This is a genomic window from Streptomyces sp. NPDC014764 (assembly GCF_043082785.1).
GTDB lineage: Bacteria > Actinomycetota > Actinomycetes > Streptomycetales > Streptomycetaceae > Streptomyces > Streptomyces althioticus.
On sequence record NZ_JBIBXY010000026.1, the window covers coordinates 48,839 to 73,257 of the forward strand.

Annotated in this window: 3 protein-coding genes; all 3 read right to left on the reverse strand. The window is 76.5% G+C overall.

Annotated features, from left to right (window positions below; genetic code table 11):
* Positions 1–73: 73 nt before the first annotated feature.
* From ACF1AG_RS33040 to ACF1AG_RS33050, 3 genes are read right to left on the reverse strand one after another with little or no spacing between them, the layout of a single operon-like run.
* Complete coding sequence (locus ACF1AG_RS33040) at positions 74–7,273, reverse strand: beta-ketoacyl synthase N-terminal-like domain-containing protein (protein WP_391810917.1); 7,200 nt, start codon at positions 7,271–7,273, stop codon at positions 74–76.
* Positions 7,270–22,254 (reverse strand): amino acid adenylation domain-containing protein, encoded by a 14,985-nt coding sequence (locus tag ACF1AG_RS33045; protein ID WP_391810918.1) that lies wholly within the window; start codon positions 22,252–22,254, stop codon positions 7,270–7,272. The genes ACF1AG_RS33040 and ACF1AG_RS33045 overlap by 4 nt, the downstream gene beginning before the upstream one ends.
* A gap of 28 nt (positions 22,255–22,282) precedes the next feature.
* The gene (locus ACF1AG_RS33050; RefSeq protein WP_391810919.1) at positions 22,283–24,262 is read right to left on the reverse strand and encodes a thiamine pyrophosphate-dependent enzyme; all 1,980 of its coding nucleotides are present in this window, start codon (positions 24,260–24,262) and stop codon (positions 22,283–22,285) included.
* Between the last annotated feature and the right edge of the window lie 157 nt (positions 24,263–24,419).

The window sequence follows — 24,419 nt, forward strand, 5'->3', positions numbered from 1 at the left end:
GGTGAGTGCCTCTTTCCTCGGTTTTTCTCGGTTTCTCGGTTCTTCTCGGCTTTTTCTCGCTGTGGGCGCGCCGTCAGCTGTGCTGCGGCAGCAGTTGCAGGGCCTGCTCGACGGTGAGGCGGTTGTCCCGCACGGCCGCGAGCAGCGCGTCGAGTTCGGCGGCGGCGACGCCCGGGGCGGCGGAGGCCGGCGGGGGCGGGGCGGCGGGCGCGGTGCGGGCGGCGATGTGGGCGGCCAGGGCCCGGGGGCTGGGGTGGTCGTAGAGCACGCCGGCCTTCTCCTTCAGGCCGTAGGCGTTGTTGACGAAGGCCACGAACTCGGCGCCCAGGATGGAGTCCAGCCCCAGGCTGCTGAAGCTGGCGCCGGGGTCCACGTCGTGGATGTCGCAGTACAGCGTCTCGGCGAGCTGTTCGCGCAGGGCGTCGAGAACGGCCTCGACGCGGTCGCCGCCGGCCGGGACCGGGACGGGAGCCGGGGCGGCGGCCGGGGCGGGAGCCTGGGCGGGGACCGGCGCCGGGGAGGGCACCGCCTGCTCCGACAGCGGCCTCTGCGGGGCCCCGCCGCTCAGCTGCGCCGCGACGTGCCGCGCGAAGGCGTCCGGCGTCGGGTGGTCGTACAGCTCGGTGGCCTTGACGTCGGTGCCGTACCGGGCGTTGACCAGCGCCACGAACTCCACGCTGAGGATGGAGTCGACGCCCAGCGTCTGGAAGGTCTGCCCGGTGTCCAGCTCGCCCGGCTCGGTGTAGAGGACTCCGGCGAGCACCTCCCGCACCCCGTCCGCGACCTGGACGGCGAGGACGTCGTCGGCCCGGGCGGGCGGGGGCACGGCAGGGGGCACGGTGGAGGGCGCCGGGGCGGCGGGAACGGTGGCGCCGGCCGTCGGTGACGGCGCCTGTGCCGGCGCCGGCGCCGCCGTGGCCAGCGGCCTCAGCGAAATCTTGCGGTCAGGGGTCATGGAGGGCCTCTCCTGGGGTTCTGCCTTCGGTGGGGACGCCGGGGCCGGTCCGGCGGCCGGGGCGGCATCGCGCTGGGGGGCCGTGCCGCGCGTTCCGGTGGTTCCGGGACCGCGCTGCGGGCGGCCGAAGTCGCGCAGGTGGGGGCGGGAGAGCCGGGGCTCGTGCGAGGCGCTGCCCAGGCCTTGGCGGTGCAGGTGCCCGATCTGGAGGTCGTACCAGCAGCGGACCCGCTCGAACGGGTAGTGCGGCAGCGGCACCCGGCGCGCGTCCGGGCCGGCCCCGCACACCGCGACACGGTCGACGCGCCCGCCCTCCAGCCACTGCCGGACGGGGTCGTCGGCCGCCGCCCCGGTACGGGGCCGCGGACGTCCTTCCGCCACGGCGGCGAGCCCGTCGAGCAGCGCGTCCGGCGAGCCGGCGGCCACGGCCGCGCGGTGTGCCAGATCGACGCGTCCGGCGGCCAGGGTGAAGGCGACGTCGGTGAGCGCGGGCTCCTCGCCCCGCTCGCGGGCAGCCAGCAGGAAGGCCCGAAGATCGCGTGCGGTGGCGGCGAGCGCGGCGGGCGAGCGCGCGGACAGGAACACCACCACCGGACGCGGCCGTGGAGCGGGCCGGGGCGGAGCCGGGGGCGGGCCCTCCACCACGACGTGCGCGTTGCCGCCGCCCGCGCCGAAGGAGCTGATACCCGCGCGCAGCGGGCGCTCCGTCCCGTCGCGGGTCGCCCACGGCGTCACGTCCCTCTGCACGGTGAAGGGCACCCGGCCGAAGTCGATCTCGGGGTTGGCGGGGGTGGCGTGCAGCGACGGGACCAGGGTCCGGTGGCGCAGCTGGAGCAGCACCTTGGCCAGCGCCACCGCGCCGGCGGCGGACTCCAGGTGGCCGACGTTGGACTTCACCGAGCCGATGGGCAGCTCACCGGGTCCCTTGACACCGTCGCGGGCGAACGCGGTGGTCAGCCCGCGAATCTCGATGGGGTCGCCGAGTGCGGTGCCGGTGCCGTGCGTCTCGACGTAGTCGAGGTCGGCCGCCGTCAGTCCCGCGTCCCGCAGCGCCTTGGTGACCAGGTCGGCCTGGGCCCGCGGGTTGGGCACCGTGTAGCCGTTGGTCCGCCCCCCGTGGTTGGCGGCCGTGCCGCGGATCACGGCGTGGATGTGGTCGCCGTCGCGGAGGGCGTCGGGAAGCGGCTTGAGCACGAACGCGCCCACGCCCTCTCCTGGGACGTAGCCGTCGCCGCCCGCGCCGAAGCTGCGGCAGCGGCCGTCGCTGGAGGCGAACCTGCCCTGGCCCAGCATGAAGTACTTGTTGGGGTGGATGAGGACGTTGACCCCGCCCGCGATCGCCACCTTCGAGCTTCCGGCGCGCAGCGACTCCACCGCCAGGTGCAGCGCGGTCAGCGCGGAGGAGCAGGCCGTGTCGACGGCCGTGCTGGGTCCCTGGAAGTCGAAGAAGTACGACACCCGGTTGGCGATCGACCAGTAGGCGCTGTTGGCCAGTACCGGGTTGCCGCGCAGCCGTTCCTCGGCCTCGTGCAGCTGGTACTCGCCGTACATGGCGCCCACGAACACGCCGACGTCCTTGCGGTGCACCGCGTCGCCGCCGGTCACCAGGCGGTCGGGGGTGTAGCCGGCGTTCTCGACGGCGGCCCAGCAGGCCTCCAGGAAGAGCCGCGCCTGCGGGTCGACGGTGCCGGCCTCGCGCGGCGAGATGCTGAAGAGCGGCGCGTCGAACGTCTCGACGCCGTCGACGAATCCGCCCCACTTGGTGTACGTGCGGCCGACGCGGCTCTTGTCCGGGTCGTACAGGGCGTCGGCGTCCCAGCGGTCGCGCGGCACCTCGGTGATGCTGTCGCGGCCGGCCAGGAGATTGCTCCACAGCTGGTCGAGTCCGTCGGCCTGCGGGAAGCGTCCGGCGACGCCGATGACGGCGACGGCGCGCGGGTCCGCCTCACCGGCCGGCGACGGCGGCCGGGCCGGGGGCTCCCGGAGGGCCTGGGCGGCCGGCAGCGGCGCCGTCGCCGAGGCCGGCGGCTGGGGAGCGGGCGCGGGTTCCGGGCCGGCGGGGCGGCCGCTCCCGGTGAGCGCCGCGCACCGCTCGGGGAACTCCTCCGTGAGGTGCTCGGCGAGTTCGGCGACCGTGCGGCATTCGAAGAGCAGCGTCTTGGACAGGCGGCCGAAGTCGGCCTCCAGCATCTCCACGACGCGGACGGCGAGCAGCGAGTCGATGCCGAGGTCGTCGAAGGGGCGTTCCTCGGTGACGTCCTTCAGCGGGGTGCGGGTCGCTTCGGAGACGACGGCCCGCAGCCGCTCGGCGAGCACCGCGGCGCCGTCCCGGGTCCCGGGCGCGGGGGGTGGGGCCGCCGGGCCGGGACCGGGGGCGGGGGCGGGGGCCGGGGGCGCCGGCGAAGGGGCGGCGGGCGCGGGCCCGGCGGCGGCCGGGAGCGGCGCGGCCGGGTCCTCACTCAGCAGCGGGAACGACTCCAGCAGCCGCTGCCGGTCCCCGTGCAGCACGACGGGCGCCGGGTGTCCTGCGTCGTCGTCCGCCGCGAGCAGCGTCTCCAGGACGGCCAGTCCCGTCGCACCGGGCATCGGCCGCATGCCCCAGGTGCCGAGGACCTGTTCGGCGTCGCCGCCGGTGCGCATGCCGCCGTCGGCCCAGTAGGGCCAGCCGACCGACAGGGACCGTCCGTGGCGCAGTCCGGCCCGCGCCCGGCGGGCGCGCAGGGCGACGAGGGCGTCGGCCGCGGCGTTGGCGTAGGCGTAGTCGGCCTGGCCCGGACTGCCCAGTGCCCCGGAGACCGACGAGTAGACGACGAAGCTGTCCAGCGGCCAGTGGGCGGTGGCCTCGTCGAGTGCCACGGCCGCGGTCAGCTTGGCGGCGATCACGTCGGCGGCGTCGGCGGTCTCCTTGCGCAGGACGTACGCGTCGCGCAGGACTCCCGCGCAGTGCAGCACGCCGTGGACGGGGCCCTCGGCCCGAAGACGGCCGGCACGGTCGCGTACCGCCTCGGCGTCGGTGGCGTCGAGGCGGTGGTAGCGGACCGAGCCGCCGCTGCGCTCGGCGCGTGCGGTGAGCCGGGCCAGTTCGGCGGCGCGCTCGCCGTCGGCGGCGGAGCGGCCGGTCAGCACGACGTGGGCGGCGTACCGGTCGAGGAGGTGGTCGGCGAGCAGGGCGGCGAGGGCGCCCATGCCGTTGATCCAGTAGCGTCCGCCGCGCCGGAACGGCTCGCGGTGCGCCGCCGGGACGGGCAGCGGGCGCAGCGCGGTCGTGCTCGCCGTGCCGTCGTCCCCCACGGCCAGCCGCCGCGAGGCGGGCGCGGGCCGCCGGACGGCCCGGGCGAGGGCGGCGGGGCCGGCGCCGATGTCCAGGGCGAGCGCGGTCAGCTCGAAGCGGGGGTTCTCCCCCGCCAGGGAGCGTCCCAGCGCGGCGATCCCGGCGCCGGTGACGGCGGCCGCGTCGTCGAGGGGGTTGTCGGGGTACGGCACGATCACTCTGGCGCCGCGGCGGGCGAGCGGGCGCAGCAGGGCCCGCAGCAGGGCCAGCATGCGCAGCCCGGCGTCCGCGGTGCCGCGCGCCGAGGCGGTGATCGGCCACACCACCACGGGCGGGGCCGTGCCCTCGCCGAGCCGCCGGACCAGTTCGGCCCCGGTGGCGGTGGCCGCCTCGGGGTCCGGCGGGTCGTCGAGGACCAGGGCCGGGTCGTCGACCGGCGCGTCCCCGATGACGACGACGGGCCCGGGGGGCGCCTCGTCGGTCCCGGCCGGTTTCCCGGTCCGCCCGGAGGTCCCGCCGTCCGCCGCGGTGAAGGGCGCCGTGGCCGGTGCGAACAGATGCACGTCAGGGGGGAGTTCGCGGGGGGCGACGCCGTCCGGGCGCGGGACCGGGCGCAGGGCGAGGCCGGTCAGGGTCAGCACCACGTGCCCCTCGGGGTCCGCGACCGTCACGTCGTACTTGCGCACCCGGCGGCCGCGTCCGGCCAGCGGCAGCGGCCTGATGTGGACCCACACCTCCTGCGGGAGACCGGCGTGCAGGGTGAGCGCGTCCACGGCGAACGGGATGAAGGTCTCGCCTGCGAGGTCCTCCCGCAGCACACAGCCGATGACGGTCTGCAGGGCGCCGTCGAGGACGTACGGGGACACGGTGTCGCCGTCGGCGGGGGTCTGCGGGGCCTCGACCCGGGCCAGGGCGCCGTCCTGGCCGTGGCACAGTTCGCGCAGCACCTGGAAGGCGGGGCCGTAGGAGACGCCGTGATCGGCGAACCAGCGGTACAGGTCCGCGGGTTCGGCCCGGTCGGGGTGGGCCGCGCGCAGTGCGGCGAGGTCGATCCGGCCGGCCGTGGCGGGCCCGGCGGCGGTGATGCGGGCCTCGGTGTGCGTGACGTCGGAGGCCACGGTGACGGCGCCGTCGGCGACGGCGGCGCTCAGGGTGACGGTGCCGGTGACCTCCACCGGCCGGTGGAAGGCGATGTCGGTGAGGCGGGCGGTGTCCGTCCCGGCGCGCCGGACGGCGGTCAGGGCGAGGTCGAGCTGGGCCGCCGCGGGCAGCACAGGACGGCCGGCCACCACGTGGTCGGCGGCGAGCGGTTCGTCGGGGCGCACGCTACGTACCAGCGCGGCGCCCGGCCGGGGCCGGTGGACGCGGGCGAAGGGGTAGCCGGGCAGCCGGACGCGGCGCGGGGTGCGCGGTTCGTCCTCGGGTGCGGGCAGTGGGCCTTCGCCGGCCGCCCAGGCCCGGTACGCGTCCGGGACGCGCGCGGCGTCGAACCGGCCGTCGGCCGCGAACTTGCGCAGCTTGTCGCGTAGTTCGCCCGTCGTGGTGGCGCCGACGACGATCCGGGTACGCCGGTGGCTGCGGCCCTCGCGCAGGGTGTGCACGACATCCGGCAGGGACAGCGGCTCCAGCGCGTCGGCGAGCGTGCCGGCCAGCTCGCGCAGGGCGGTGTCGGTGTGCGCGGACAGCACGGCCCAGCGCGGTGCGCGGTCCGGGGCGTCGCCGGCCGCTTCCGCCGGGCCGGCCGGCGCGGGCGCCTGTTCCAGGACGACGTGCGCGTTGGTACCGCCGATGCCGAAGGAGCTGACGGCGGCGCGCCGTGGTCCTCCGGGCACCGGCCAGCCCGCCTCGGCGACGGAGGCGTCGGCGACGCGCAGGCCGCCCGCCCCGCCGAGCGCGCGGTTGGGGGTGTCGAAGGGGACCTGGCGGGGCACCGTGCCGTGTTCCAGGGCGAGTACGGCCTTGACGACGCCGGCGATGCCTGCGGCCGTGTTGAGGTGGCCGACCACGGACTTGACGGAGCCGACGGCTGCGGGGTGCGGACGGTCGCCGCCGTAGACGCGTTCCAGTGCGGTGAACTCGACGGGGTCGCCGAGGTGTGTGCCGGTGCCGTGGGTCTCGAGCAAGCCGACCGAGTGCGGGTCGACGCCGGCGACGGCGAGGGCCTCGCGGAGCACCGCCTCCTGCCCCTCGGGGGACGGCGCGTGGTAGTCCATCTTGCGGGCGCCGTCGTTGTTGACGGCGCTGCCGCGCAGCACGGCGCGCACCGGGTCCCCGTCGGCGAGGGCGTCGGCCAGCCGGCGCAGCACCAGGGCGCCGCCGCCGTTGCCGAAGAGGGTGCCGTCGGCCCGGTCGTCGAAGGGACGGCAGGTGCCGCTGGGCGAGAGGATCATCCCGGGGGCGGCGAGGTAGCCGGCCTGCGGGAAGTGCAGCGAGGCGGCGGCGACGACCGCCAGTTCGCACTCCTCCCCCAGCAGTGCCTCCGCGGCCAGATGGAGGGCGACGAGCGCGCTCGAGCAGGCGGTCTGCACGGTCATGCTCGGCCCGGTCAGGCCCAGCTTGTACGAGACCCGGGTGGCGGCGAAGTCCTTGTCCGCGGAGGAGAAGCGGATCATCCCGGCCGCGTCCAGCTCGGTGATGCCGACCGGCGGGAGGGTGGGCTGTCCGACGGAGACGTAGGCGGCGGTGCGCAGCCCGGTGCGGTCGGGTGCGAAGCCGGCGTCCTCCAGCGCGTGCCAGGCGGTCTCCAGCAGCAGCCGCTGCTGGGGGTCGAGCCATTCGGCGTGCTGGGCGCTGTAGCCGAAGAACTCGGCGTCGAAGGCGTCGGCGTCCTCGAGCACCACTCCCGCGGGCACGAAGTTGTCCCGGCGCACGGTCACGGGGTCGTGGCCGAGGGCGACGAGTTCGGCCGGGGTGTGGCGGCGGATGCCGGTACGGCCCTCGCGCAGCAGTTCCCAGAGCCTGTCGGCGGAGGTGGCGGGCCCGAACTTGCAGGCCATGCCGACGACGGCGACGGCGTTGGGGTCGAGGTCGGGGGGCAGTTCGTTCATCGTTGGTCGTCTCCGAGTCGGAACGCGCGCCGCAGCTCACGGCGGGAGGGCCGGGCGGGGGCGGCCGGCGTGGGAGCGGCCGGCGCGGAGGCGGGCCGGGCGCCCAGCCGGCCGGTGAGGAGTCCGGCGAGGTCGGCGACGGTGGGCCGGGCGAAGAGGTCGGCGAGTTCGAGGCCGGTGCCGGGGTAGGTCTCCTCGAGCCGCGCGAAGAGCTGCCCGAGCAGCAGCGAGTTGCCACCGAGGTCGAAGAAACGCTGGTCGGTGGGTATGTCGTCGAGTTCCAGCAGTTCCCGCCACATCGTGGTGACCTCCCGTACGAGCCGCTCGTAGGTCACCGTCCCGCGTTCCGCCTGACTGCCGGTGGAGCCGTGCGGCGCCGCCGTGCCTTCCGCGGGTGCGGGGGGCGCGGAGGACCGGGCCGGCGGCGCCGCTTCTGCGGTCCCGGGGCGGGCGGCGTCGGCGAGGGCGACGGCGGCCTTGCGGTCGACCTTGCCGTTGGGCGTGAGCGGCAGTTCGGGTACGGCGGCCACCCGGTCCGGGAGCATCCACGGCGGCAGGACGGAGGCGGCGTGCTCGCGCAGTGACCGCAGGGCGGGCAGGCCGGCGCCGGGCCGGGGCACGGCGACGGCCGTGAGCCTGGCCGAGGGTCCCTCGCCGCGGACCGCGACGACGACCCGGGCGATCGCCGGGTGGCGGCCGAGCACCTCTTCTATCTCGCCGAGCTCCATGCGGTGGCCGCGCACCTTGACCTGGCTGTCGGCGCGGCCGAGGAAGAGCAGCCGCCCCTCCTCGTCACGGCGCACCAGGTCGCCGGTGCGGAACCAGCGTCCGCCGCCCTCCGGGGACAGCGGATGTCCCGTGAACCGCTGTGCCGTCAGCTCGGGTTGCCGCCAGTACCCCTGGGCGACGCCGGGGCCGCCGATCCACAGTTCGCCGGGTTCGCCCGGCGCGGGCGGGCGGCGGCCGTCGACCTCGGTGAGCAGCAGCCGGGTCGCGCCGATCGGGTCGCCGAGGTGGACGGGCCCGTCCGCGGTGACCGGGGCGATCGTCGACCAGATCGTCGCTTCCGTCGGTCCGTAGACGTTCCACAGCGCGGCGGTGCGCTCGGCGAGCGCGGTGGCCAGGTTCGGCGGCAGCGCCTCGCCGCCGCACAGCGCGGTCAGGCTCCCGCGTCCCGTCCAGCCGCCCTCGACGAGGAGCTGCCAGCCGGCGGGCGTGGCCTGCATCAGGCCGATGTCCCGTTCGGTGAGCAGCCGGGCCAGGCGCCGGGCGTCGGTGACGTCGGCGCGCTCGGCGACGACGACGGTGCCTCCGGTCAGCAGCGGCAGGAACAGCTCCAGGACCGAGATGTCGAAGCACACGGTGGTGACGGCGAGCAGCCGTGCGGGGGCGCGCTCGTCGACGCCGACGGCGGCGGCGAGCGCCTCCAGGGTGTGCACCACGTTGCCGTGGGTGACGGCGACGCCCTTGGGCTGCCCGGTGCTGCCCGAAGTGAACATCAGGTACGCCGGGCTGTCCGGCGTCGGCGGCGCGGGGGGCGGGCCGTGCGGGACGTCCGGACCGGCCGGCGTGCGCGGGTCCAGGACCTGCACGTGCTGCGGCAGCAGCCAGGTCAGTTCACGGTCGGCGACGGCGACGCGGCAGCCGGCCCGTTCGACGACGAGCGCGAGCCGCTCGCTGGGGTAGGACTCGTCGAGGGGGACGTAGGGACGCCCGCTCCTGAGGATGCCGAGGAGCACCGCGGGAAGCCGGGCGGAGCGGTGCATCAGGACGGCGACCGGCTCGCCGGGCCGGGCGGCGTGGTGCACACGGCGGGCGATCTCGTCGGAGATCTCCTGGAGTTCGGCGTAGCTGAGACGGGTGTCGCGGTCCTCGACGGCGACGGCGTCCGGCCGTCGGCGCACGGTCGCGGTGATCCGGGCGGTGAGGGTCCCTGCGGCCGGGTCGAGGAGGTCTGCGAGCGTGCCGCCCGTCCCGTGGGCGAGTTCGGCGGCCGACCGGTGCAGTTCCTCCACGAAGGCGTCGACCTCGTGCGCCCCGAGCACGGCGGTGCGGTGGTTGGCGAGGACGTCCAGTCCGTGTCCGGTGTCGGTGACCTCCAGGCCCAGGTCGAAGTGGCCGCGCTGCCCGCGCCGGTACACCTGCTCCCAGCCGGCGGCCGTCCCGCTCCCGTCCCGCTCCCAGTTCTGGTAGGCGAGGGTGACGGTGGGAACGGCGTCCGGACCGCCTGCCTCCCGGCACAGCTCGGCCAGCCGCGGGTAGGGCACGACGGACCGGCCGAGCGCGGCACGGACCTCCTGGTTCAGCTCCCGCAGCCAGTCGCGGACCGTCCGGCCGGGGTCGAGGTCGACGCGGAGCGGCACGGTGGTGACGAAGCATCCGACGCTGTGGTCCTCCCGGCCGCCGCCGCGTCCGTAGACGGGGACCGCGACCAGGAAGGACCGGTGGCCGCTGGTCCGGGACAGTGCGGCGGCGAAGGCGCCGAGCAGCGCGGTGAATTCCGGCACGCCCGCGTCATCGGCGAGCCCGGCGAGGGTGCCGGCGAGGGCCGCGGGCAGCCGGTACTCGCGGTGGCCTCCGGCGGCGCCCGCGCGTTCGCCGCCGCCCGGGAACAGCACGCCGGTGGCCCGCCCGTCGGCCAGCCGTCCGGCGAAGCGCCGCTCGGCCTCGGCCCGTTCGGGCGCGTCGTCCTCGGCGCGGCTCAGTTCCCGGCGCACGGCGGTGGCGAACGGTACGGCCGGCGGCAGTTCCCCGCCCGTGGTCAGGGCCGCGAGGTCACGGCCGAGCAGGTCCGCGGACCTGCCGTCGACCACCATGTGGTGCGTGGTCAGCTGGAGTACGGGGGCGCCGCCGTTGTCGGGCTCCCACAACACCGCCCGCAGCAGCGGCTCGGCCGAGGTGCGCAGCCTGCGGTCCCCCTCGTCGCGGACCGCGTCGTCGAGGGCGGCGTCCGTCACGGTCCGGGTGACGAGTGCGGGAGGCTCGGGCGCGGGCTCCAGTGCGGGACGGCCGTCGAGCGGGCGCACCCGGCAGCCGAGCACGGGGTGCCGTCGCACCAGGGCGTCGACCGCCGCCGTCAGGGCGGTGCGGTCGGTGCCGGCGGGCAGCCGCCAGGCCAGGGACACGTTGTACGGCGCCTCGGGCGCCGCGGCCTGGTCGGCGGCCCACATCCCGACGAGCCGCTCGGGCAGCACGCATCCGGCCGGGGAGGCGTCCGCGCCGGGCGCGGGGCCTGCGGCCCCGGACGGCGCCGGGGCGTGCACCCGGCCGGGCGCCGCGTCCGCGGCACGGGGCACGGACGGCTCGGGCACGGACGGCTCGGACACGGACGGCTCGGGCATGGCGCCGGCCAGTGCCGTGAGCCGTGGGCCGTGGTCGTGCCGCAGACGGCGGGTCAGGTCCCGCACGCTGTTGCTGTCGAGCAGAACCGACAGGGGCACCCGGCCCAGGTCGTCCTCCAGGATCCGGCTCAGCCGCATCGAGGCGATCGAGTCGATGCCGTACGTGTCGAGCGGGGCGTCCGGGTCGATCGTCCCGGCGGGCACTCCGGTGGTCTCCTCGACCTTTTGCGCCACCCACCGCACGGCGTCCGCCCCGTCTGCTTCCTCCGGGGCGTGCGGCGGGGAGGCGTCCGGCCGGCCCGGGAGGGCGGGAGGCCGTGCCCCGGGTGAGCCGGTGGCCCGCTCCCAGACGCCCGTGTCCCCCGCGACGAGCGCGGTGCAGGCCGTCTCCGGGCTTCTGGCCGCGGCCAGGCGCGGCCACAGGGCCCGCACCGCGTCACGGGTGGCGACGGGACGCAGACCGTAGGTCTGGGCGAGGTAGTCCAGGGCGTGGGCCTCGAGGGTCATGCCGGCGTCGGCCAGCACCGGCCAGCCGGCCGACAGGGTGCGACCGGGGCGCTGTCCGAGAGCGGCCCAGCGGGCGCGCCTGCGGGCGAAGCCGTCCAGGAAGCCGTTGGCGAAGGCGTAGTCGGACTGCCCCTGGTTGCCGACCAGAGCGGCCAGCGAGGAGCACAGCAGGAAGAAGTCCAGCGGGTGCCCGGCGAGCGCGGCGTCGAGGTGGAGCGCACCGAGCATCTTGCCCCGGCACACCTCCTCCACGGTCCGCAGGCTCTTGCCGCGCAGGAATCCGTCGCGCAGCACGCCCGCGGTGTGGACGACGCCGCCCAGCCGGATGCCGGCGTCGTCCAGCCAGTCGGCGAGCGCGGCGACCTGCGCGGCGTCGGCGACGTCGCAGCGCCGGTAGTGCACGGTCGCGCCGGATGGTGCGACGCGGCGCAGTTCCCGCAGGGCGTCCTCGTCGGCGGGCGAACGACCGACCAGGACCACGTCCGCCGTCGGGCTGCGGCGGAGGAGGTCGGCGGCGATGCGGCGGCCGAGCCCGCCCAGTCCGCCGGTGACGAGGTAGCTGCCGCCGCCGTCGAGCGCGGGGCCCGCGTCGCCGCCGTCGTCCGCCGGTTCGGCGTACAGCACCGCGGCGTGCCGGCCGCGGGGGGTGAGCCGCACCCAGTGCGCGTCGTCCCGGCCGGCCTCGGCGAGCAGTTCACCGGCGGTGACCCGGCCGGTGTCCACGCCGGCGAGGCGCACCGAGAAGCGGCCGGTCTCGCCCGTGACGGTGCGGACCAGGCTGTGCAGCGCGTGGGCGGTGGGCGCGGGATCGGGATCGTCCGCGGGCCAGGCGGTGACCAGCAGCACCCGGGCGCCGTCCAGCGCACGGCTGCGGACGAGCGCCCGCAGCACGCCGAACACCGTGCCGAGGGTGTCCTCGGCGAACGGCGTCCACCGTCGCGCCGTCTCCTGCAGGGTCAGCGGGTCCGCGCCGAGGGCCGGCCCGATGCCGGTCAGGTCGACGAGGACGGCCGCGGGGGCGCCGTGGGCGCGGGCGGTGTCGGCGAGCGCGGTCTCGTCGGCGGCCCGGTCGGGCGGGAGGACCGCGTCCGCGTCCGTCCGCAGGCGGGCGGTGAACGCGCTGTCCCCGATCACCCACAGGGGTCCGCGCGGCGGGCCGGGCTCGGGGTCGCCGACGGGGGCCGGCCGCCAGTCCAGCCGGTATCCGCGCACGGGGACTCCCGTGTCCTTCGGCACGTCGTGCGGTCCGTGCGGTCCGTGCGCGAGCGGGCGCTCCGCCGTGCCGGCGGGGGCGGGCCCGGTGCCGTCGGCGGGCTCGTCGACGCGGACGCGGAAGCCTTCGGCGAGGGCGAGGACGAAGCCGTTCTCCGGGTCGATCAGGCGCAGGTCGAAGACGTGGACACGGGCGCGCCGGTCGTGCCGGACCCGTTGTGCGTGGACGTACGTCCGGCCGGTGACAGGCGCGTGGACGGTGAGCCGGTCGACGGCCAGCGGTCGCAGCCGTCGGCGGGGCGCGTCGGGGCCGTCGGCGAGCAGCAGCCGAGCGGCCGTCTGGCACGCTCCGTCGAACAGGGCCGGGTGGAGCACATGGCGTCCGTCGGGGTCCTCCCCCTCGGGCAGCCGTAGTTCCGCGGTGGCCTCCTCGCCGTGCACGACGGCTCGCCGCACGGTGCGGTAGAGCGGCCCGTAGGCGAACCCGTGGGCGGCGAACGCCTCGTAGAAGTCCTCGCTGCCCGGGTCGCCGAGGTGGGCGTCGAGTTCGTCGGGCCGGTAGACGAGCAGGGGCCGGACCGGGCCGGAGGGGCTCGCGACCGGTTCGGTGCGGCCCTGGGCGATCACGGTGCCTGCGACGGTCGTGGTGAAGCGCCTCGCCCCCCGCTCGTCGGGCTCGCCGAGTCCGGTGCGCACCTCCATGGGCAGACCGGTGGCCGGCTGCGGCCACAGCAGGTCCAGCACAACGGTGCGGTACGGGTTCTCGCCGGCGCTGAGCAGGGCTTCGTGCACGAGTTCGGGGTGGAACGCCCCGGGCAGCAGCGGCTCGCCGTCCACGACGTGGTCGGCGACCCAGCGGGACGCGGCGCCGAGCCGTGCGGTGACCGTGCGTGAGGCGGGGCTGTGCACGGTGTCGGTGAGCGGCATGGGGGATGTGCGGGTCTTCGGCGGCGCGCACCGCTCGCGGGCGAAGGGCGTCACCGGCAGCGGAACGCGCCGTCCGCCGGGGGGCGCCGGGCACACGGCGTCGGCGACCCAGGAGCGGGCGGCCGGGTGGGCTTCGTCCTGCCCGGCGTCGGTGACCAGGGCCGGGTGCGCGGCTGCTTCGGCCAGTGCGAGCAGCGCGGCGCGCAGTTCGGCCCCGTCGCGGGCCACGACGGCGGCCCGGTGGGCGAAGCGCTCGCGGCCGCTGTGCAGGGTGTACGCGATGTCCGTGAGGGCGAATTCGCCGGCGACGGCGGCGAGGTCACGGGCGAGGACGCGCAGCCGGCCGGGGTCGGGAGCGGCCAGCGGTACCAGCACGGGCCCCGGCGCGTCCCCGTACGGGGTGCCCGCCGTGGGCTCCTCCACGTACTCCTCCAGGATCACGTGCGCGTTGGCGCCTCCGGCGCCGAAGGAGCTGACGGCCGCCCGGCGCGGTCCGTCCGGGGCCGTCCACGGCTCGGCCGCGGTCTGCACGCGCAGCGCGGTGTTCTCCAGGCCGAGCTTGGGGTTGAGGCGTTCGGCGTGCAGCGTGGGCACCAGGCGGCGGTGCCGCAACTGGAGCACGGCCTTGGTGAGTCCGGCGATGCCGGCGGCGGCCTCGCCGTGGCCGATGTTGGACTTGACCGAGCCGACCCGGACCGGGCCGTTGCGGCCCGCCTCGGCGAAGGCGAGGGCGAGGGCGCGCAGTTCGACCGGGTCGCCCAGCTCGGTGCCGGTGCCGTGCGCCTCCACGTAGCCGACGGTCCACGGGTCGGCTCCCGCGCGGCGCAGGGTCGACCCGATCAGCGCGGCCTGGGCGCTCGGGTTGGGGACGGTGTAACCGCCCGTGCCGCCGCCGTGGTTGAGGCCGGTGGCGCGGATGACCGCGTGCACGGTGTCGCCGTCGGCGCGTGCCCGGTCCAGCCGTTTGAGGACGACCGCGCCCGCGCCCTCGCCGGGTACGAAGCCGTCGCCGCCGGCGCCGAAGGCCCGGGTGCGGTCGCCGCGCGAGGGCATGCCGAGCGCGCACAGGCCGGCGAAGCGGTCCGGGTGGAGGTAGAGGTTGACGCCGCCGGCCAGGGCGAGGTCGGCCTCGTCCTCCAGCAGCGCCCGGCAGGCCAGGTGCAGGGCGGTCAGCGACGAGGAGCACATCGTGTCGACGGTGAGGCTGGGCCCGCTGAGGTCGAAGGCGTGCGAGACCCGGTTGGCCACCGAGGCGGCGGCGGTGACCGCGTACTCCGGGTTGTCGGCGCCGGCGGCGCGTGCGTCGCGCTGGGCGAGCAGATGGCTGTTGGCCGTGACCCCGGCGAACACGCCGACCCGTGGGCCTGCGTGACTGCCCGCCAGGGTGTGCCGGGCGTATCCGGCCGTCTCGAAGGCCTCTCGTGCCACCTCCAGGAACAGGCGCTCCTGGGGGTCCATGAGCGCGGCGTCGCGCGGCCGGATCCGGAACATCGCCGGCTCGAAGGCGTCGATGCCGTCGAGGAAGCAGCCGTAGCGGGCGTATCCGCCGCCGCGGGTGCGTGCGGTGCGCCAGTCCCAGCGTTCGGCGGGCACCTCGCGTACCGGGGTGTCTCCGGAGACGAGCAGGTCCCAGAAGGCGTCGATGTCCGCGGCGCCGGGGTAGCGGCCCGCCAGCCCGACGACGGCGACGGCTCCGGCGTCCTCGCCCGGCGCGGGCACGGGACGCCAGGTCCGCGCCGGCGCGGCGGCCGCCGCGGCCTGGGGTGCGTCCGCAGCGGCGGCCCGGGCGGGTCCGGTGGTCCCGGCGGTGACGGACCGGGGTTCCTCCTGCGCTGCGGGCAGGGCGCCGGGGGCGGGGCCCGGGTGCGCGGGTGCGGTGTCCGTCCCGGGTCCGCACGCCGCTCCGGCGGCCGGGAGGCGGCCCAGGTGCCGCGCGAGCGCCCGGGGGGTGGGGTGCTCGAAGGGCAGCGTGGCGGGCACGTCCGCGGCGGGGAACAGGGCACGCAGCCGCTCGCACAGCTCCTCGTGCAGCAGCGAGTCCACGCCCAGGTCCGGGAAGGCGGTGTCGGCGTCGATCACGGCCGGGTCCTGCGCGGTGAGTTCGGCGACGAGTGCGGTGAGCCGCCGCAGGGGGTCCTCGCCGTCGGGGTGTCCCGTGCCGGCGGCGTCCGCAGCGGGCGGGGCGGTCCGGGACGCGAGCGCGCGGGCGAGGTCGTCCACCGTACGGTGCTCGAAGAGCGCCGTCGGCTCCACCGGGCCGTAGCGGCGCCCCAGTTCCTCGACGAACTCCATGTTCAGCAGCGAGTCGACGCCCAGTTCCTGCCACGGCACCCAGCCGGGCACCTCGGCGGTGGGGTCGCCGAGCAGTTCCCGCACCAGGGTGCGCAGTTCCTCGGCGACGGCCGGGACGGACGGGGCGGAGCCGGCGTGGTCGGCGGCGCCGGTTGCGGACTCGTGCGGGCGGCAGGTCAGCAGTGCCACGCAGCCCGGGGCCCGGGAGAGCAGGTCCGTGCCGTGCAGGTGCCAGCCGCGGGCCTCCAGCAGCTGCCGCCAGCGGCCGATGTCGAGCAGCGGCCCGTGCGGCAGCCGCCACTGTTCGTCGACGTACCGCCACCAGCCGTCGGTCAGGCCGAACGTGAGTGTGTAGACGGCGGCCGGCACGACCATCTCCACGAGCACCAGCCGGCCGCCGGGTGCGAGCAGCTGCCGTATGTGGTCCAGGGTGCGGGCGAGGTCGCGGGTGGCGTGCAGCACGTTGCTGGCCACGACGAGGTCGGCCGAGCCGTCCGCGAAGTCCTGGGCGGCCGGGTTCTTCTCGATGTCCAGCAGCCGGGGGACGATCCGGGTGCCGAAGCGGCGTCTTCCGTGCTGGAGGAAGGCCGGGGAGAGGTCCGTGTAGAGGTAGGAGAAGTCGGTGACGCCGCGGGCGTCCAGCGCGGCGAGGGCGGAGGCCGTGGTGCCGCCGACGCCCGCGCCGATCTCCAGGATGCGGGCGCCGGGACCGATGTCCGCCGCCGCCAGTGCGAGGGACTCGGCGGCCGCCTTGTTCACCGGGTCGAAGAGCTGGTTGCCGCTGTACACGGCGCTGACCGCGCCGAGGTCGCCGCCGGGGAAGAGCACCGCGGCCGGCGGAAGTTCACCGCGCAGGACCGGTCCGTAGGATTCGAGGGTGCGGTCCAGCAGGCAGACGTGGCCGTGCAGGTCGGGGTGGTCGGCGAGCAGTGCGGTGCGCGTGGCGGCCAGTTCGCCGGCGGTGGGCACCGCACGGTCCGCGCGGTCGTGTTCGGCGAGGAGTTCGCACACGGCGGCCAGCAGCCTGCGGTGTTCGGGCACGGCGCCCAGCAGCCCGGCGGCGCTCTCGGCGTCGCGCCGTGCGGCGAGGGCGGGCGGGAGACCCAGTTCGCTCATGCGGTGCGCGAGCACGGCGCGCGCGTAGTCGTCGAGCCGGTGCGCCGCGTCCTGGGGGGCGGGCGTCGCGGCGGGCCGCCGGGTGAGGGGCCCCAGGGGTTGCGGGTCGCCTGCGACGGCGACGGTGTGCGGATGGTTGCCGGACATGCCCGCTTCCAAGGCGGCCACACCCCTTTCCGGTGCGAAGTCGGTGAGGCCGGGGTACTCCCGCCGGACGCGGCCCGCGTAGCGCCGGGCCAGGCCGGTGGCGCGCCACAGCCCCCAGTCGAGGACACGGACGGCCGGTCCGCCGGCCGCCGTCCCCGTGGCGGTGGCGTAGTGCCCGAGCCAGGCGTTGGCCGCCGCGTAGTTCAGGCCGCCGACGCTGCCGAAGAGCCCGGCGACGGAGGAGAAGACCACGAGGGCGGGGGGCCGGCCGGACGCGGAGCCTGCCAGCGCCCGGCGCAACTGCGTCACTGCGGTCACCTTCGTCGCCAGCACCCGGTCGAGGTCCGTGTCGGTGAGCTCCTCCAGGCGGGCGGCGCTGACCGAGCCGACACTGTGCACGACGCCGTCGAGGCGCCCGTACAGCTCGCGGCACTCGGCGAGGACGCGGGCCTGGGCGGCCGGATCGGTGACATCGGCGTCGAGGTACCGTGCCCGGCCGCCCAGCGCGGTGAGTTCGCCGATCAGGGCGCGGGTGCCGGCCCCGGCGGGCGAGCGGCCCACCAGCAGCAGTCCCGCGCGGTACCGGCCGGCCAGGTGGCGGGCCACCTCGGCGCCGATGCCGCCCGCGCCGCCGAACAGCACGTAACCGCCGCCGTGCGTGAAGCCGTCGCCGTCGGCCGCGGGGGCGGGGGCCGTCAGGTCGGTGTACACCTGCCGGCTGCGCCGCCCGTCGCGCACGGCGATGAGCGGGACCGTCGTCCGGCCGGGTTCGGCGAGCGCGGCGGCCACGTCCGCGGGCGCGGCGCCGGGGGCGAGGTCGACGGCGGCGGCGGTCAGGGCGGGGCACTCGCGGGGCAGGGTGCGCAGCGCGCCCAGCAGCGCGCCTTGGAGGGCGGCGCCCGGTGCCCGGGGGCCGCCGTCGGGGGCGGCGAGCGCGGTGGTGACCAGGGTGACGGTGGCGGGCCGGGCCCGGGCGGCCAGTTGTCTGCCGACCGCCAGCAGGGTCCGCAGCCAGCCGCGCAGTGCGGCGACTCCGGCGGCGTCGTCGCTCCACGCCGAGCCGTCGACGAGCAGCGCGACCCGGACCGGGCCGGTCAGGGCGTTCAGGCGGTCGGTGAACTCCCGCGGGTCCGGTCCGTCCGGGCCCACCGGGCAGCGCACGGCAGCGGCCGGCGCCGCGGCGGCGAGGGGTGCGCTGTCGTGGTCGTGCACCAGGACGACGGGACCGTCGTCCCGGTCGCCGCCTGCCGCTTCCGGCAGCCACTGGGGCACGAGCACCCGTACGCCGTCCCCGTCCGCCGTGGCGGCGGCGGCCGGCTCCCGCGCGCCGTCCGGCCCGGGTGCGCCCACCGGAGCCGGTGCGCCCGCACCGGCCTCCCGCCCGCCGGCCCGGAAGCCGGGTCCGGCCCCGTACACGGGCACGCTGCCCCGCGCACCGGGGTCGGCCGCCCACCCGGTCGGCGGGGCGTCGTCCGCCGGGGCGGCGGGTGCGGCCGGGGGGTGCAGCCGCAGGCCGTTCACCGTCAGCACGACGGCGCCGTCCGGTGTGGCGGCCTCCAGGTCGACGACGGTGCGGTGGGTGCCGCCGCCGACGCGGTGCACGGTCAGCAGCGCCTCCTCGGGCACCTGGCCGGTCCACTCGACGCGGTCCAGCGCCGCGGCGACCCGGGGCCCGAGGTCCTCCACCAGTGCGCAGGACGCCTGCAGGGCCGCGTCCAGCCAGGCGATACGGCGGGTGTGCGGGTGCTCGGCGAGCGGGGCGAGGATGCGGGCGGTCACCCGTCCGCCCGCGCGGCGGACGTCGCGCAGTACGCGGTAGACGGGTCCGGTCTCGATGCCGTGGCCGGCGAGGACGGCGGGAAGGTCCACGGTCCCGGCGGGTCCGCCGCCGGGTTCGGCCGGGCGCGGCGGCCGGGCGGGTCCGGTGGCCTCGGCGGCGCGGGCGCAGACGCGGCCGCCGTACTCGACGGCGAGCGTCCCCCCGTCCTGGCGGACGCGCCTGAGGCGTACGCCGCCCTCGGTCACCGGGACCGGCAGGAGGAACCGCACGCCGCTCAGCGACACCGGCCCGCCGCCGGCGAGCGCCTCGAGGAGGGCCGCTCCGGGCAGCACGGCGGTGCCGGCCACCTGGTGCGCGGCCAGCGGGTCGGTGTGCCGCACGGTGAGCGCGGGCCCTTCCGCGTCCGCCGCCGCGGGCAGCCAGTACGGCCGTCCCTGGAACGGGTACGGCACCAGGGGCGCCCGGCGCGGTCTGCTCCGTCCGGGCCACAGCGCGGCCCAGTCGTCCGTGGACAGGTCGCCGCCCGCGAGCCAGTCCGCGAGGCGCGGGTCGGCGGGCGGCGGAACGTTCCGTCCGCCGGCCACGTCCCTCGCGCGGGCGGCGAGTTCGTCCGTGTCGCGCACGACGAGCAGGGCGCGGTGGGCCAGCGCGCGCCGCCCTGACTGCAGGGTCCAGGCCACCGCGTCCAGAGCGGGCCCGCGCCCGTTCTCGACGAGATCCGCGAGAGCCTCTGCGAGGCGGCGCAGCGCCCCGGGTGTCGCCGCGGACAGGGGCACGGCGAAGGAGGTCCCGGCGGGTGCGCCGGTGCCGTCCGGGGTGCGGGGCGGCGCCTCCTCGAGGATCACGTGGGCGTTGCTGCCGCCGAAACCGAACGCGCTGACCGCCGCGCGGCGGGGTGCTCCGCCTGCCGCGGCCGGCCACGGCAGCGCACGGCCGGCGACGGCGAGGGGTGTGCCGTCGAGGGAGATGTGCGGGTTGAGCCGTGTGAAGCCGGGCGTGCCGGGGATCAGCCCGTACCGCAGCGCCTGCACCGCCTTGACCACGCCGGCCAGGCCGGACGCGCCCTCCAGGTGCCCGATGTTGGCCTTGGCCGATCCCACCCAGATCCGTCCGCCGGGGCCCGCGCCGCGGGCCGGCGTCCCTGGCGTGGCGTCGGCGGCGAGCGCCTCGCGGAAGGCGTCCAGTTCGACGGGGTCGCCGAGCGGGGTGCCGGTGCCGTGGGCCTCCAGGTAGCCCAGGTCGGTGCCGCGCAGCCCGGCCCGGTCGAGGGCGGTGCGGATCAGGGCGGTCTGCGCCCGCGGATTGGGCGCGGTGAGCGCGGCGGCGCGTCCTCCGTGGTTGACCGCGGCGGCGCGAACCACGGCGAGTACGGGGTCGTTGTCGGCGAGGGCCCGGCGCAGCGGTTTCAGCACGAGCCAGCCCGCGCCCTCTCCCCTGACGAAGCCGTCGGCGTCCTCGTCGAAGGCCCGCAGCTCGCCCCGCGGGGACAGCATTCCGGCCTTGCGGTAGGCCTGGGCGTTGAAGGCGTTGCTGAGCAGGTTGGCGGCGCCGGCCAGGGCGATCTCGCAGTCCCCTCGGCGCAGCGCGGTCTCGGCGAGGGTCAGCGCGGTCAGTGCGCCCGAGCAGGCGGTGTCGACGGTGATGCTGGGGCCGGTGAAGTCGTAGAGGTGGGAGACCCGGTTGGCGAGGAAGGCGGGGAAGGTGCCCGTGGTGGCGTAGCCGTCGGCCGCGGCGTCCCGGGTGACGAGCTGCTCGCGGTAGTCGTAGCTGCATGCGGACGCGTATACGCCGACGGGGCGTCCGGCGAGGTCGTCGGGGTTGAGTCCGGCGTGTTCGAGGGCGTGCCAGCTCAGCTCGAGCAGCGTCCGCTGCTGCGGATCCATGGAGGCCGCCTGGCGGGGTGTCACCTGGAAGAAGTCGGCGTCGAACAGGTCGATCCGGTCCAGCAGTCCGGCCCGCAGCCCTTCGGGCGGGGCGCCGGCGAGGCGTCCGTCGGGGACCTGTGTGATGTGGCAGCGTCCTTCGGCCAGCAGGTCCCAGTACGCCTCGACGTCGTCGGCGCCGGGGACGCGGCAGGCCATGCCGATCACGGCTACGACGTCCTCGTCGCCGTCCTGCCCTTCCGGGGCGAGGCGTTTCCGGTCCGTCTGCTCCTTTGTGGGGTTCTTCGCTCCGCCGGCCGGCAGGCGGCCGGCCAGCGACCGCAGGGTCGGGTGGTGCCACACGGCCGTGGCGGGGAGTTCGACGTCGAAGGCTGCCCGTATCTCGCGGATCAGGCGCAGGGCGCGCGCGGAGTCCAGGCCCTGCTCGCCGAGGGGCCGTGCGGGGTCGACGTCGTGCCCGAGGACGCCGGCGGCGAGGTCCGTGAGCCTGGCCAGCACGCTCTCCCGGGGGTCCGCGGCCGGGGCCGCCCCGGTCCGCTCGGGGCGGGGCGGGGCGGGCTGCGGCGCCGCCTGCCCCGCCTCGGCCAGCGCGTCCGCCACGGCGTCGAGGTAGGCGGCCGCTTCCTGGCCGTTGAGCAGGGTGTGGTCGAAGGCGAGCACCATGCGTCTGACGGGCGCGTCCGCGGTGTCCTCGACGGCGCCGAGGAACAGGGTGGCGGCCGCGGGCGGCACGACGACGGGCACGGCGAGGGTGGGCCCGTGGTCGCCGAGGTGGGAGAGGAGGAGGGTGACGCTGCCGTCGGCCTGGGAGGTTCCGGCGAGGGCGCGTTCGACGGCGTCGGCGTACCGGGCCTCGAAGTCGGCCGCGTCCAGGGTGTCGGCGTGGCGTACCACGGCGACGGTGAGGTCCCCTTCCGGTGTGGCACAGGCGATGCCCAGGTCGACGTGCTCGTACTGGCGCAGGGTGCGTTCGGTCAGCCGGCGGGAGCGCAGCCGGGGCGCACCGGCCGCGGCTCGCGCGGCGGCGCGGGCGAAGGCCTGGAAGGCGGTGGACAAGCCCGCTCCCTGATGGGCCCGCAGCGTCTCCTGGATCGCCTGCTCGGTGACGGTGCGGGAGACCACGGCGGGCACGGTCCGCTCCCGTGACGCCTGCAGCGCCCGGTTGAGCTCGATCTGCCGCGGGGACTGCTCGACGTCGGAGGAACCGTTTCCCGCCCCGGCGGCCGGCGGTTCCGGTGTCCGGACCGCGGCCGCCTCCGTGGCCGCGTGTTCCGTCTGTGCCGCCCGGTACCGTTCGAGGTCGGCGGGCATGAGGCTGGACCCGGCGGCCGGCAGGGACGGCAGGAGGGCTTCGTCGATGCCCAGCCGGCGGGCGTGGGCGCGGGTGCGCGGTGGGATGCGCCGGGTTCCGTCCGGTGTCCGGCCGGGCACTCCGAGGGCGGAGGCGCCGGGCGCGCCGCCTGCCCGCGCCGCGGGGTCTTCCCGCTCCCCCGTTCCCGGCCCGTGTGCGTCGCGGTCCGCGGGGGCGGGTGCGGCGGCCGACAGGCGTGCCACCTCTCCCCCGATCGGCACGACGTCGCCCTCCGCCACCAGCCAGGCGTCGAGCACCCCGGAGAAGGGGGACTCGATCTCGACCGCCGCCTTGTCGTGCTCCATCTCGTAGACGACCTCGTCCTTGGCGACCGGGTCGCCCGGCCGTTTCAGGAGCCGGACGATGCGCACCTCGACGATTCCCTCGCCGAGGCGCGGCACGGACAGCACGGACTGCCTGGGCATCTGCGGTTCCTTCGTCATACGGGGGCCTTCACAGCAGTACGGACCGCACGGCCGCCACGACGTCGTTGGCGGCGGGCAGCACCGCCCGCTCGAGGTCGGGGTGGAAGGGCACGTGCACGTCTTCGCGGGTGACCAGCCTGGGCGGTGCGAGCAGGGCGTAGAACTCCTCGTCGCGGGAGAGCAGTTCGGTGACGAGTCCGGCGCCGAAGCTGCTGGTGCGGTTGTCCTCCTGGACGACGACGAGCCGCCCGGTGCGCCGCAGCGAGGCGGCGACGGCCTCGCGGTCCAGCGGGACGAGCCAGCGCAGGTCGACGACTTCGGTTCCGATGCCCTGCGCGGCGAGCACGTCGGCGGCCTCCAGGGCGAGTTCGGTGCCGTTGCCCCAGGTGACGACGGTGACGTCGGCGCCGGTGCGCAGGGTCCGTGCGCCGCCGGCGGGCCAGGACCGCTCGGCGGGGTCGTGGCGGCGGCGCATGAGGTGCTTGGGCAGCAGGACGAGCGTGGGGTCGTCGGCGGTGAACGAGTCGAGGAACGCCGCCTCGGTGTCCTCGGGGGTGGAGGGCACGACGACGCGCAGTCCCGGCAGGTGGGTGAAGAGGCTTTCGTTGCTCTGGCTGTGCCAGATGCCGCCGCCGGGCAGGTAGCCGCCCCACGGGGCGTAGATGACGACGGGGCAGGTCCATGCGGAGGCGGTGCGCCAGCGGAGGGTCGTCAGCTGAGCGGCGATCTGGTTCCATGCGGGCCCGGCGAAGTCGACGAACTGCAGTTCCACGACCGGCCGCATCCCGGCGGCCGCCAGTCCCACGGCCGCGCCGACGATGGTGGCCTCGGCCAGCGGTGCGTTCGTCATGCGGTCGCCGGCCACCTCGCCGAGCCCTTTGGTGAAGCCGAAGACGCCCCCCTTGGGGTCCTCGATGTCCTCGCCGAACAGCACGAGTTCGGGGTGGCGTTCGAGTCCTGTGGCCAGCGCCCGGTTGACCGCGGCGACCATGGTTCCGCCGCAGGGCCGGGTGGCGGCCGTGCGGCGCGCGTCGCCGGCGGGCGCGAACAGGTGCTCGGTGATCGTCTTGGGGTCCGCGGCGGGCTCGGCGGCCACCCGGTCGTAGATCTCCTCCGTCTCCCGGGCGAGCCGTGACCGGGTCCGGTCGAGCCAGTCCTCGTCGACCGCGCCCTCCTCCAGCAGCCGCCGGGCGAAGATGTCCACGGGGTCGCGCATCGCGGCGATGTCGTCGGCGGTGCGGTAGACGCGGTGGTCGTCGGAGGAGGTGTGCGGGTCGAGCCGGTCCAGCCGGCACCACAGCACGACGGGACCGCCGCCCTCGCGCAGACCGCCGAGCGCGGCCGCGGCCGCGGCGTGGACGGCGTCGGGGTCGGCTCCGTCGACGGTAAGGGTACGTCGCTCGGGCAGCAGTCCGAGCGCGTGGGGCGACATTCCTTCGGTGGGGGTGGAAATGCCGTAGCCGTTGTCGGACACCAGGAAGAGGACGGGCAGCTCGCGTTCCACCGCGAAAGCGAGCGCCTCGAAGAATTCTCCCTGCCGCGCGGAGGCGTCCCCGACCGAGCAGACGGCCACGCCGGGCTTTCCTTGCAGCGTCGCGGCCCAGGCGGCGCCGACCGCGGGAAGACACTGGCTTCCGGTGGGGCTGGCGACCGAGAACACGTTCCCGGCACGGTGACTGAAATGGGCGCTCATGTTGCGTCCCGCCGAATGTGAGGCGGCCTTGGCCATGAGGTCCCGCGCCTGCGCCTCGGGGTCCATCCCCCGGGCCAGCATCACGGTGCGGTCCCGGTAGTGAGGGAAGATCAGGTCCTCGGGTGCGAGCAGCTCGCAGAGGGCGGCGAGCGCCTCGTGCCCGGCCGAGGAGATGTGGAACCACGCCTCGCCCTGGCGCAGCACGATGCCCGATCTGCGGTCGCATTCACGGGACAGCAGCATCAGTTCGAGGAATGCGGTCCGCCGTTCGGCAGGTATTCCCGATATCCGGGATTCCTTCGTCCGATTCGTCACGTACGAATACTGCCGTGCGGCCGGCGGGCGGGCATCGCCCGCAATGGCCAATTCCACGGGCTGCTTTTCCTGGCTCTCAGGAGGGATTCCTTCGTCCGGGCCTACGGAGAAATGACCACCCGGTCGGGGCCTTTTCCCCGTTCCGGGGGACGCGGGA

Excerpts from the sequence above, each read along its gene's own strand:
- ACF1AG_RS33040 (WP_391810917.1), bottom strand. The coding sequence starts at position 7,273 with ATGAACGAACTGCCCCCCGACCTCGACCCCAACGCCGTCGCCGTCGTC.
- ACF1AG_RS33045 (WP_391810918.1), bottom strand. The coding sequence starts at position 22,254 with ATGCCCAGGCAGTCCGTGCTGTCCGTGCCGCGCCTCGGCGAGGGAATC.